An 11,158-nucleotide genomic window follows, 5' to 3' on the forward strand; every position below is an offset into this window, starting at 1 on the left:
CGGGGCGAGGACGACGACGAGGCCGTGGACCCGGCCGCCCGCCGCTCCGGGCTCGCGGCCGCGGCCGCCGTGGCCGCGACGTTCTTCGCCTCCGAGATCGGCGACAAGACGATGCTGGCGACGGCCGCCCTCGCCGCCCGCCAGGGCGCCGTCCCCACCTGGGCCGGCGCCACCCTCGGCATGGTGACCGCCGACGCGGCCGCGATCGTCGTCGGCCGCCGCCTCGCCGCCCGCCTCTCGTCGAGGACGATCCGCCTCGCCAGCGCGGCCGTCTTCGCCCTCTTCGGCGTCCTCCTCGTGCTCCAGGCCCTGCTCTAGGATCGCGGCCGGGTCGCCGGCGCCGCCCACGCCGGCCGTGCATCCGTCGACGCCGGAGCACCGGATGACCGACCGGCCCTTCGCCAGCCTCCCTCCGACGATCGAGCTCGACCTCGACGACGTCGCCCTCCTGCTGGAGGCCCTCGCGCGGGCGCCGGACGGCGACGCGTCCGTGAGGGCGGCGAAGGCGTCGATCTACCGCAAGCTGTGGCCGGAGCTCGGCGACCTCTACGGAGAGGAGGGGCAGTAGCGTGCGACCCGTGGAGCAGGTGGGCGCCGACGTCGCCGTCCGGGACGTCGCCGAGCAGCTCGGCGTGGCCGACCGGGTCGTCTACCGGCTGGTCTTCCGCGGCGACCTCGACGGGCGCCCCGACCCGGCGACCGTCCAGGTCATGGTGAGCCGGGCCGGCGTCGACCGGTACCTTGCCGGCATGGCCGACGGCGGGCTCTGGGGCGAGCTGCGGATGGACCTGCTGGTGGAGGACGTGCTGGCCTCGGTCGGCGGCAAGGACCACTACTTCGGGTGGCCGTGGGTGACCGCCTACCAGCTGGCCCTCGGGATCGAGGCGCGGCACCCCGACGCCTTCCGGCGCATCGGGAAGCCGGTGGGCGGGTCCGGGACGGGCGAAGACAGCCTCGCCCGGTACGTCGCCCACCAGCTGTCCCGGCGGATCAAGGCCCAGGGCGACCGGTACCCGGTCGAGGGCGCGTTCCTGTCCGACGAGTTCCTGAGCGCGATGACCTTCACCGCTCCGGGGCGCGAGCCGATCGAGTCGTCGCTGGTCGGCAGCGGGGACGACCTCTCGCTGTTCCGGCTGCGCCCCGTCTAGCCCTTCAGGACCTCGTCGAAGCCTTCCTGGAGGCAGGTCGTCAGGCAGTCGGGGTCGGGGACGGCGGCGGCGTCGCTGGTGACGCCGATGGCGCAGTCGTCGAGGTGGCTGAGCAGGGTGACGTTCAGCGCGGCGCCGCTCGGCGGGCCGAACGCGAACTGGGCCGTCACCCTCGCCCCGGCCAGGTAGATCGGGACGGGCGCGCCGGGCACGTTGCTCGTCACCACGTCGATGCCCTTCAGCATCGACCCGAACACGGTGGTCGCCACCGACCGGGGGAGGCGGAACAGCACGCCGGCCAGCGCGTCGGTCAGGGCGAGCGCCGGCTCGGCCCGCTGGCGGCGGAGCAGGTCGCGGGTGACCCGCATCCGCTCGCGAGGGTCGGCGATGCCGACCGGGATCGTGAACCGCGCGGGGACGAACCGGTTGCCGGCCAGCGCGTCGGTGGACGCGTCCCGGAGGTTGATCGGCATCGTCATCCGCAGCGCGTCCACGGGGGTGCCGTGGGCCTCGTGGTACCGGCGCAGGCCGCCGGTGACGGCGGCGACGAAGGCGTCGTTGAGCTTGCCGTCGACCCGCTTGGCCGCCGCCTTGAGGTCGGGGAGGGGGACGGTGAGCGTGTCGAGGCGGAGGCGCAGCGACCGCTCCCGGAGGACGGGGCTGAGCGGCTCGGTGACCGGCGCCAGCAGCCGCCGCACCGACCCGGCCAGGTCGGCCGCCGAGCGGGCGGCCCCGACGGGGTCGCGGAGCACGCCGGCCGCCGCCTCCGGCGCCGAGCCGACGGCCCGCCGGGCGACGCCGGCCTGGCGGCGGGCCTCGTGGCCGGCGGCGTCCAGCAGCCGCGCCCACGGCCCGAGCACCCGCGGCTCGGGCGCCGGCGGCGCCGGCCCGTCGTCGGCCGCCGGGTGCCGCTCCAGGTCGAGCAGGACCATCGCCATCTTCACGCCGCCGACGCCGTCGGTGATCGTGTGGTGCACCTTCTGGACGAGCGCCGCCCGGTCGCCCTCCAGCCCGTCCACCACCCACACCTCCCACAGCGGGCGGGCCCGGTCGAAGCCCTGCATGGCGATCGGGGCGCAGGCGTCGAGCAGGTCCCGCACGGTGCCGTTCCCCGGCGCCCGCATGGACCGCACGTGGTAGTGGAGGTCGAAGTTCGGGTCGACCTCCCAGCGGGGCGGGGCCAGCGACCACGGGTTGCCGACCACCCGCTGGCGCAGCCTCGGGATCTCCCGGCTGCCCCGCTCCAGCCTGGCCATCAGCCGGTCGCGGTCGGGCGCCCGGTCGAGGAGCGAGACGGCGAGGATCGTCGACCGCAGCAGCGGGTCCTTCTCGATCGTCCACATGAGCGCGTCGGCGTCGCTCATCCGGGACTCGAAGCGCATGGCGTCGTCCACGCTCAGCAGTCCACACCCTCGCCCGGTCGGTAGGTGGCGTAGACCTGGTCGACCTCGGTCCGGCCGCTGCGGACGAACGTCCTGACCCGCTCGGTCGTGACCCGCGTGCAGTTGCCCTGCGGGGCGCGGGTCTGGGCGCCCTGGCGGACGTCGGCCCACCTCGTCGAGTACAGGGTGACGGTGATGCTCGTGTCCGTGTAGCCCGTCCAGATCATCACCCCGTAGGGGCTCGGGTTCTCGATCACGAGGTCGGGGTGGGGGTAGGACAGGGTGGCCTCGACGCCGTAGGGGTAGCGCGAGATGTAGATCGAGTGGCTCTGGTACTCCTCGAACTCGAGCCCGGCGTAGAAGGCGGCGTTGAACAGGGTGGTGGCGAACTGGGAGACGCCGCCGCCGACGTCCTCGGTGAACTCGCCCTGGTAGATGACCGGGGCGTTGACGAACCCCTTCGCCGTGGTGCGCTCGCCGACGAACTCGTTGATCGAGAACCGGCCGTCGGGCGGGATCACCTGGCCCCGCACGAGGTCGGCCATCCGGTGGATGTTGGTCACCCGGGGCTCGCCGGCCGCGTGATTGGTGGTGAACGTGGACACCACGCCGGTGATCTGCCAGGAGCGGGCCTCGTCGGCGGTCACGTCGGGCCGGATCGTGCGCAGCGACAGGTCGACGGGGGTGCCGCTGCCCTCGTCCAGCGCGGCCAGCAGGTCGAGGGCGTCGACCGCGGCGCAGCAGGCGTGGCCGGACCGGCCCGGGACGACGGTCGGCACCCCGCCCACCAGGTCGAAGCGGGCGTTGACGGGCTCGGTCGCCGCGCCGGCCAGCAGCTCGGGCAGGTCCTGCTCGACGGCCTCCTGGGAGAGCAGCAGCTCGAGGCCGTCCTCGCCGGGGACGGCCCGCAGCCACGAGCGGACCGTCTCCTCCGGCACCGCCGCGCTGGTGTCCCCGGCCCGCACCCACAGCGGGTGGGCGGCGAGCTGGGTGGCCCGCTCGGCGGCCTGCTCGGCGTCGGCCAGGTCGAAGCGGGGCGGGACGTCGCCCTCCTCCACCCGCACGACCAGCGGGTCGGCCCCGGTGGTGGCGGCCGCGGGCAGGGCGTCGGCCACGTCGGCGGCGTCGACGCCCCGGCCGGGTTGGCCGGGCACGGCGACGAGCGTCCCGTCGCGGTCCTCGATGGTCGGCTCCACCGGCGCCTGCCGGGCCTCGCCCTCCAGGGCGACGACGGTCTCGGTGGCGACGGCCCGGTCGACGGTGACCCGCAGCGGCGCCTCCCTCGGGTCGAGGAACGACCTGGCCCAGTCGAGCGGCCGCCGGTAGACGGGCGCGTCGCCGCCCACGTCGAGGACGGCGGCGATCGTCGCCTCCTCGTCCACGCTGACCCCGAGGTCGGCGGCGGTGGTGACGAGCGAGCCGTGGGGGGTGACGATGTGGACCTCGGTGTCGCCGTAGCCATCGGCGAGGTCGGCGACGGCGTGGCGCAGCTCGTCCTCCGGCATCCCCCCGACGTCCAGGCCGACCAGCTCCACGTTGCGGGGCACCTCGCCGCCGCTCAGCGACGAGTCGACGGCCCAGGCGGCCACGGCCAGGCCGACGAGCAGGAGCGGCAGCCCGACCACGAGCAGGACGACGGCGGCGAGCCCCCGGCGCCGGCGGCGCGGCTCCCACCCGAAGGCGCGGTCCAGCTCGCTCACCGCCGTCCCTCAGCGGTCGAGGGACCGGGTGTCGTCGTCGCCCTCGGCGGGGTGCTCGTCGGCGAGGTGGGCCTCGAGCTCGGTGCGGCTGGCGAAGCGCAGGTCGCAGTGCGGGCACTGGTGGACGGCATCCACCGCGCCAGTGAACCACGCGCACCTCGCGCCGGAGGTGCACCCCCTAGGCCGGCAGCGCCCCGATCGCCGTCCCGCACGCGCCGCAGACGACGAGGACGACGTCCCGGTCCCCGGCTCCCACGGTGACGGTGGTGGCCGTGACCGCCAGGTCGCCCCTGCAGGCCGGGCAGCGGGCGCCGGCCGGCCCCGGCTCGCCGCGCACGCGGTGCTCGCCCGGCGCCAGCGGCTCGACCGCCTCGGCGTCGCCGCCGGGGGCCCGCAGCAGGGCGACGGTCGTGTCGGTGACGGTCGCCGGAGCGGCGCCGAGGCGGCGCAGCACCTCGACGGCCACCCCGTCGCCCTCCCTGACCAGCCCGAGCAGCAGGTGGGCCGAGCCGATGTAGTGGTCGCCGAGGCGCTGCGCCTCCCGCAGCGCGAGCTCCAGCGCCTTCTTCGCCCGGGGGGTGAACGGGACGGTCGAGACGGGCTCGGCCGGCTCCTCCGCCGCCCCGACGATGGCGAAGACCTCCTGCCGGGCGGCGTCCAGGGTGACGCCGAGCGAGCCGAGGGCCCTGCCGGCCAGGGTGTGCTCGTCGCCGGCCAGCCCGAGCAGCAGGTGCTCGGTGCCGATCCAGGTGTGGCGGAGGCGCCGGGCCTCCTCCTGGGCGAGCACGACGGCCCGGCGCGCCGGCGCGCTGAATCGCTCGAACACCGGGCAAAAGTGTCGCGCGCCTGCCAGGCTCCCGCCATGCCCATCGATCCCGGCGCCGTCGGCGCCACCGCCGGTCCCGTCGAGCGGACCTGGACCTCCGACGCCTGCCTCATCTACGCCCTCGGCGTGGGGGCGGGCGTCGACGACCTCGCCTTCACCACCGAGAACACGGCCGGGGTCGAGCAGCGGGTGCTCCCGACGTTCCCGGTGCTGCTCGGCGGCGGCGGGACGTTCGGCCGCATCGGCACCTTCGACCCGGCCATGCTCGTCCACGGGGAGCAGGGCGTCACCCTCCACCGCCCGTTGCCGGTCGCCGGGACGGCGACGGTCACCACCACGGTGACCGGCATCTGGGACAAGGGGTCGGCGGCCGTGGTCGAGACCGAGACCACCGGGACCGACGCCGCCTCCGGCGAGCCGCTGTTCACGACCACCTCGGCGGCGTTCATCCGGGGCGAGGGGGGCTGGGGCGGCGACCGGGGGCCGTCGGCGCCGAAGGACGGCCCGCCCGAGCGACCGCCGGACGCGGAGGTCGTCTACGCGACCCGCCCCGACCAGGCCCTGCTCTACCGGCTGTCGGGGGACCGCAACCCGCTGCACTCGGACCCCGCCTTCGCCGGCCGCGCCGGGTTCCCGCGGCCGATCCTCCACGGCCTCTGCACCTACGGGTTCACCGGCCGGGCCCTGCTCGCGACCCTGTGCGACGGCGACCCGGCCCGCTTCGGCTCGATGGTCGGCCGCTTCTCGTCGCCGGTGTTCCCGGGCGAGTCGCTCACCGTGCAGGTGTGGGCCGACGGCGACGGCGCCGTGTTCCGCACGACGGCCGGCGACGGCCGGGTGGTCGTCGACCGGGGGCGGTTCCGCCTGGCCGGCTGACGGCGGACGGCGGTCCTAGAAGACGGGCTTGAACGCGTCGGCCGTCATGTCGTTGAGCAGCCCGTGCCAGATGTGGTTCGGGTTGCTCTCGACCTTGGACACCGTCTCCCGCATCTTCTCGAGCACCGGCGGCGCCTCCTCGTCGTACACGTCGCCCTGGAGGAGCTTGAGCACGTCGAGCCGGTAGCGCGGGTCGAGGATGTACGCGGTGAACAGCACGTTCAGCCGGTAGTAGACGGCGATGAAGTCGTACCAGTTCTTCGTGCCCCGCCGGATGGTGGTCTCGAAGGTCTCGAACGCCGACTTCGAGAAGTTGCCGGTCTCGAGCGCCTTGAAGATGTCCGGGAAGGCCAGGCGGGCCGAGTTGAGGGCGATCGACACGCCGGTCGAGAAGATCGGGTCGACGAAGCGGGCCGCGTCGCCGAGGAGCACGACCCGGTCGCCGCAGATCTGCTTCATGGCGTAGCTGTAGTCGCCCTCGGTCTTGAACGGCCGGATGCGCTCGGCCTTGCGGAGGGCCTCGGCGAAGTCGGGCCGGGTGCCGACGGCGTCCCAGAAGAACTGCTCGTGCTCGGTCCTGCGCTTGGCGAAGTTCTCCTTCTGGGTGACGACCCCGATGCTCGTGACGTCGTCGGTGATCGGGATCTGCCACACCCAGGTGTTGGACACCGGCAGGAAGTGGACGTAGATGTAGTCGCCCTTCGTGGTGTCCTTGGAGATCGTCTCCCGGTCGTAGCCCTGGAACCACGTGTGCAGGGCGTACTGGTCGAAGACCGGGTCCTTGATCTTCCAGCCCATCTGGTTGCCGATCAGGGTCCGCCGCCCGGAGCAGTCCACGACCATCCGGGCCGTCGTCGCCATCTCCCTGCGGCCCATGCGGTACTGGACGGCGACCTGGTCGGGGTCGGAGAAGTCCACGCCGCGGACGTTCACGCCCTCGTACACGTCGGCGCCGAGGGTGTGGGCGTGCTGGAGCAGCATGAGGTCGAACCGGCCGCGGTCGACGTGGTACGTGTAGTTCATCCCGACCCCCTCCTGCTCCCGCTCGGAGAAGGAGATGTCGGCGTACTCGTAGGGCCGGACGTCGTCGTCCATGCCCTCCCAGTCGTGGGCGTAGAGCTTCTCGTTGTGCGACGCCGTCCACACCGCGCCGAGCTTGTGGGGGAACCCGGCCTCCTCCATCTGGGGCAGGAAGTCGATCTCCCGAAACACCCTCGTGGACGACGGGACCAGCGACTCGCCGACGTGGGGACGGGGGAACAGCTCGCGCTCGAACACGACGCAGCTGATCCCGGCCTGCGCCAGGTACGAGGCGATGCCGGAGCCGGCCGGCCCGCCTCCGATGATGGCGACGTCGAAGTCGGGGGTGGTCAAGGGTGGTCCTCCATCGTCGTTCGGTGCGCGCGCGTCCACCGGGCGGGCTGGGCGCGTGCACCGATCGTACCGCCGGTCGTCGTGCGCAGCGTGAGCGCGGCGCAGGACACGGGCGGGGCCGGGTGGCTAGGTCGGTCACCAGGTGCCGACGGGCGGGCGGCCGGCGCGGCGCAGTGGTTCCAACCTACGACGCCCTCCCGGCCCGCAGCCGTGGAAGCGGGGCCGGATGGGTGACAGCCGCGCCTCGGCCCGGCGCGATCCCCGCAACTCGTCGTAGACGACCTCGACGAAGCGGAGGCACCTGGCGCCGGCGAGCGCGTTGGCCCCGGGGGGCGAGACGCTGGGCGACGAGCACGCCCGGGACGGGCCGCACCCACGGGTCCAGGTCGAGCCGCTCGACGTACCGGCAGAGCTGCTCGACCCCGTCGATCGTCACCCCTAGCGTCCGGCACGCCAGGCCGTGGGTCGACGTCCGTACACTTCACGCGATGTCGGCTAGGGGTCGCAGCTGGTGGGTCGTCGTGTGGTCCGTCTTGGGGGCTATCAGCCTCCTCCATTGGCTGGTATCCGTCGGAATCGGCCTGGTGGTGGCAGGGTTGGTCGGGTCTGCGTTCGCCGTGACGATCGGCCCGCCTGGCTGGCTCATTCCCGTGGTGGTTGTGGCGGTGCTGTTGGTGATAACGGGCATGGTGCTGACCAACGTTGCACGCCGACCGGGGGTCGGCGCGACGCCCACTCGTCCGAACCCTCGCCCCGGCGTTCGTACGGGGGTCAAGATGCGTGGTGGTCGCTTCGTCGGATCCGACGTCACTATCCGCAACATGGACACGGCGATCTCCAACGACGGTGGTGACGTCTGGATCCAACGGGGTGATATCCGATAGTGCCCCTGTATTCGTACCGGTGCTCGGGATGCGGGGCGGCGGTCGACCTTCGCCGAACGGTTTTGAGCCGAGATCGGCCGCCGCCGTGTCGCGATTGCGGCGAGCCGCTTGAGCGCATGCTGGCTACTTTCTCGGTGCCGCGCACGGATCAGTCGGAAACTTCGCCCGACGCCAGTGCCTCGGGCGACGCGTACCCCATGATGGGCGGAATCCGCACCGCGGGACACACCGTATTGCAGAACGTCCGGGTCGAAGGCTTCGGTTCTGCAGTGGTCGCCGGTCCCGGCCGGTTGGATCTTGAAAATGTTCAGCTGAGGAACAATCGTGTCGGCGTAGATATCGAAGGGGAACAGTCGCACGTGCGGGCTCATAACCTGAAGATCGAGTAGGAGCCTCTAAGCGGACATGGACCCATGCGCGATGCGTGGCTGTGTCAGAAGAGCGTCAAGTCGGGAGGGCGCGTACGGCGGAGTACGTCGTAATCAACGGTGACGCACTGGATACCTCGGCTGGTAGCAACGACTTTCGCCTGCGGAGCTACGGACAGGCCTACGAGGATGCCTCGTACTGGCCGGAAGATCGGGTCATGATTCATTCGTTCGAGGTATCGAGTGAGCTGTTCAACCGCGTCTAAACCCACGCGACGCTTGACCTCGACGGCGACGTACTGTCCCCTCCGTTGAGGCGGCCGATTGCTAGACAACGAGCCGTCGATCTCGCCCCGGCGCTTGACCTCGACGGCGATCGTGTTGCCGTCCGCGTCGCGACAGAGGAGGTCGACCGGGCCGATGTCGGTCGGGTGCTCGCGGCGGACGAGGCGGAGGCCGGCGGCGATCGCCTCGCAGTTGGCCGCGAGCAGGGCCTGGAGGTGGGCCTCGACGCCGTCCTTCTGGAGCCCGGGGTCGGCGCCGAGGTCGTGCGAGGCGTCCGACAGCACCTCCTCGATCGAGATCTCGAGGCGCTCGCCCTTCGGGTTGGTCACCGTCCAGCCGCCCTCGTGCTCGACCAGCCGGTTCGGCGCGTTCATCCAGTTCAGCGGCTTGTAGGCGCCGCCGTCCGCGTGGACGGCGACGCAGCCGTCGGCCTTGACCATGAGGAGGCGCACGGCGCTCGGCAGATGGGCCTCCAGCCGGCCCGTGTAGTCCACCGTGCAGCGGGCGATGACGAGCCGCACGGCCGGCGAACCTAGCCGCTCCTGCCCTTCGTGCGGCGCTCCTCGAACCGCTTGCGGATGACGGCCCTGCGCTCCTGGAGCTCGTGATAGGTCATCCCGCCGGTCGAGGCGTCGACGCCGAAGCTGGCCTTCACGCCGGTGAGGTCGACCTCGAGGCGGCGGGGGTCCACGCCCACGTCGGCCATGATCCGCTCGCCGTGGGTCGTGGCGAAGTACGTGGCCACGTGGGCGATCTCGGCGAACAGGTCGAGGTCGGGGGCGAGGGTGGCGATGGCGCCGTCCAGGAACACGAGGTCCTTGACGAAGAGCATCAGCTCCTTCGGCAGCCGGGCCCCGTAGCCGAGCAGGGCGGTGACCGTCCGGCGGATCTCGGCCGTCAGCTCGTCGGCGCTGAGCGTCGTCGGGTCGACGGGCGGGCGGTCGAGGCCGAGGTCGCCGATCACGGCGTCGAGGTCGGTGTCGGCCGGCAGCGCCCCGAGGTCCCGCAGGGCGGCCAGCTGGCCCTTCACGTCGTTCACGGTGGCGCCCATGAGCAGGCGCAGGAAGGCCAGGCGCCGGGGCTCGTCGAGCCGGCCGGTGATGCCGAAGTCGAGCAGGGCGGTGCGGCCGTCCGGGCGGACGAAGAGGTTGCCGCCGTGCAGGTCGCCGTGGAAGACGCCGCACAGGATGGCGCCCTCCAGGAAGGCGATCATCCCCGTGCGCACGACGGCCTCGGTGTCCACGCCGGCGCCGCGCATGCCGGCGGCGTCGTCGAACGCGAACCCGTCGAGGCGTTCCATCACGAGCACCCGCCGGGTGACGAGCTCGGGATGGGGTCGGGGGATGACGAAGCCCCGCTGGCCCAGGGTGACGAGGCTGGCGGCGACGTCGAGCATGTTGGCCGCCTCCAGCCGGAAGTCGAGCTCCTCGGTGATCGTCTCGGCGAACAGCTCGACCAGGGCGGGCGGGTTGGCCAGCGCGGCCACCGGGATGCGGCCGACGAGCAGCGGGGCGATCCACGACATCACCCGCAGGTCCTGCCGCACGAGCCTGGCCACCTGGGGCCGCTGGACCTTGACGACCACGACCTCGCCGGTGCGCAGCCGGGCCGGGTGGACCTGGGCGATCGACGCGGCGGCCAGCGGCACCGGCTCGATCACGTCGAACACCTCGTCGAGCGGCCGGCCGAGGTCCTCCTCGATCACCTCCCGGATGACGGCCCACGGCTCGGGCGGCACCCGGTCCCGGCACCGCTTCAGCTCGCCGACCAGCTCCTCGGGGAAGATGCCCTCGCCCGACGAGATGATCTGGGCGAGCTTGATGTAGGTGGGGCCGAGGCGCTCGGCCGCCACCCGCATGCGCCGGGAGATGCCGGCCCGCGACGTCGACCCGCCGGCTCGCTTGTCCCTCGCCCACCACCCGCCGACGGCGAGGCCGAGGAGCCCGGCGACCCGGACGACCCGCAGGCCGGGCGGCACCTTGCGGGGGCGGACGAGGTCGGGCAGCTCGGCCCTGGTCTCGGCCCTGAGGCGGTCGACGTCGGCCAGCCAGCGCAGGCGGTCGCGGTCGACCAGCCAGGGCGGGTCGTCGCTGAAGGAGCCGACGTCGAGGTCAGCGGCGGGCACGGCCGGGAGCCTGGCACGACCGGCCCCGGCCGGGCCAAGCGGGCCGGCGGCCTCAGCCGGGGTCGGCGACGCGGGCGGGCGCTCGTCCCGGAGGGCGGCGACCCCGCCGACGCACGCGGGCCGGGACGGCCGCCGGCGGCCGCAGCCGGGGTCGGCGAAGCGGGGCGGGCGCTCGTCCCGGGCGGCGGCG

At 73.2% G+C, this 11,158-nt stretch carries 13 protein-coding genes; 6 read left to right on the forward strand and 7 right to left on the reverse strand.

Annotation, left to right across the window (positions count from 1 at the left end; all coding sequences use genetic code 11):
- The 3 genes from VGB14_10920 to VGB14_10930 all read left to right on the forward strand — a co-directional run.
- On the forward strand, positions 1-318 hold a 318-nt coding region (locus VGB14_10920; protein HEX9993429.1), incomplete at its 5' end, for a TMEM165/GDT1 family protein.
- Between the two features lie 64 nt (positions 319-382).
- Positions 383-568, forward strand: a complete 186-nt coding sequence (locus VGB14_10925; GenBank protein ID HEX9993430.1) for a hypothetical protein — start codon at positions 383-385, stop codon at positions 566-568.
- 10 nt (positions 569-578) lie between these two features.
- The gene (locus VGB14_10930; protein ID HEX9993431.1) at positions 579-1,148 is read left to right on the forward strand and encodes a hypothetical protein; all 570 of its coding nucleotides are present in this window, start codon (positions 579-581) and stop codon (positions 1,146-1,148) included.
- On the opposite strand, the gene VGB14_10935 is transcribed toward VGB14_10930, so the two are convergent.
- The 4 genes from VGB14_10935 to VGB14_10950 are packed head-to-tail and all read right to left on the reverse strand — an operon-like array spanning position 1,145 to position 5,056.
- Entirely contained in the window at positions 1,145-2,542 is a 1,398-nt protein-coding gene (locus VGB14_10935) for a wax ester/triacylglycerol synthase family O-acyltransferase (protein ID HEX9993432.1), read from the reverse strand. The two genes, VGB14_10930 and VGB14_10935, sit on opposite strands and share 4 nt — an antisense overlap.
- Positions 2,543-2,544: 2 nt before the next feature.
- On the reverse strand, positions 2,545-4,230 hold the full coding sequence (locus VGB14_10940; GenBank protein HEX9993433.1) for a VanW family protein: 1,686 nt from the start codon (positions 4,228-4,230) through the stop codon (positions 2,545-2,547).
- Between the two features lie 9 nt (positions 4,231-4,239).
- On the reverse strand, positions 4,240-4,365 hold the full coding sequence (locus VGB14_10945) for a hypothetical protein (GenBank protein HEX9993434.1): 126 nt from the start codon (positions 4,363-4,365) through the stop codon (positions 4,240-4,242).
- Positions 4,366-4,408: 43 nt separating this feature from the next.
- On the reverse strand, positions 4,409-5,056 hold the full coding sequence (locus VGB14_10950; protein HEX9993435.1) for a Clp protease N-terminal domain-containing protein: 648 nt from the start codon (positions 5,054-5,056) through the stop codon (positions 4,409-4,411).
- Positions 5,057-5,092: 36 nt separating this feature from the next.
- Here VGB14_10950 and VGB14_10955 point away from each other — a divergent pair, with 36 nt between their 5' ends.
- The gene (locus VGB14_10955) at positions 5,093-5,932 is read left to right on the forward strand and encodes a MaoC/PaaZ C-terminal domain-containing protein (protein HEX9993436.1); all 840 of its coding nucleotides are present in this window, start codon (positions 5,093-5,095) and stop codon (positions 5,930-5,932) included.
- 15 nt (positions 5,933-5,947) lie between these two features.
- Here VGB14_10955 and VGB14_10960 read toward each other — a convergent pair whose 3' ends face one another.
- On the reverse strand, positions 5,948-7,306 hold the full coding sequence (locus VGB14_10960) for an NAD(P)/FAD-dependent oxidoreductase (GenBank protein HEX9993437.1): 1,359 nt from the start codon (positions 7,304-7,306) through the stop codon (positions 5,948-5,950).
- Between the two features lie 617 nt (positions 7,307-7,923).
- Between VGB14_10960 and VGB14_10965 the strand changes: the two genes are divergently transcribed.
- The gene (locus tag VGB14_10965; GenBank protein HEX9993438.1) at positions 7,924-8,190 is read left to right on the forward strand and encodes a hypothetical protein; all 267 of its coding nucleotides are present in this window, start codon (positions 7,924-7,926) and stop codon (positions 8,188-8,190) included.
- A complete protein-coding gene (locus VGB14_10970; GenBank protein HEX9993439.1) occupies positions 8,190-8,579 on the forward strand; it encodes a zinc ribbon domain-containing protein in 390 nt (129 codons plus the stop codon). Before VGB14_10965 ends, VGB14_10970 begins: the two co-directional genes overlap by 1 nt.
- Positions 8,580-8,623: 44 nt before the next feature.
- Here VGB14_10970 and VGB14_10975 read toward each other — a convergent pair whose 3' ends face one another.
- Together VGB14_10975 and VGB14_10980 are read right to left on the reverse strand one after the other, a co-directional pair.
- On the reverse strand, positions 8,624-9,364 hold the full coding sequence (locus tag VGB14_10975; protein HEX9993440.1) for an endonuclease: 741 nt from the start codon (positions 9,362-9,364) through the stop codon (positions 8,624-8,626).
- A gap of 11 nt (positions 9,365-9,375) precedes the next feature.
- Entirely contained in the window at positions 9,376-10,968 is a 1,593-nt protein-coding gene (locus VGB14_10980; GenBank protein ID HEX9993441.1) for an AarF/UbiB family protein, read from the reverse strand.
- Positions 10,969-11,158: the final 190 nt, after the last annotated feature.

The sequence above is a fragment of the Acidimicrobiales bacterium genome, assembly GCA_036399815.1.
Classification (GTDB): Bacteria; Actinomycetota; Acidimicrobiia; order Acidimicrobiales; family DASWMK01; genus DASWMK01.

What these genes read in the sequence shown, in the direction of transcription:
- VGB14_10925 (HEX9993430.1), top strand. Translation starts at nt 383, where the DNA reads ATGACCGACCGGCCCTTCGCCAGCCTCCCTCCGACGATCGAGCTCGAC.
- VGB14_10955 (HEX9993436.1), top strand. Translation starts at nt 5,093, where the DNA reads ATGCCCATCGATCCCGGCGCCGTCGGCGCCACCGCCGGTCCCGTCGAG.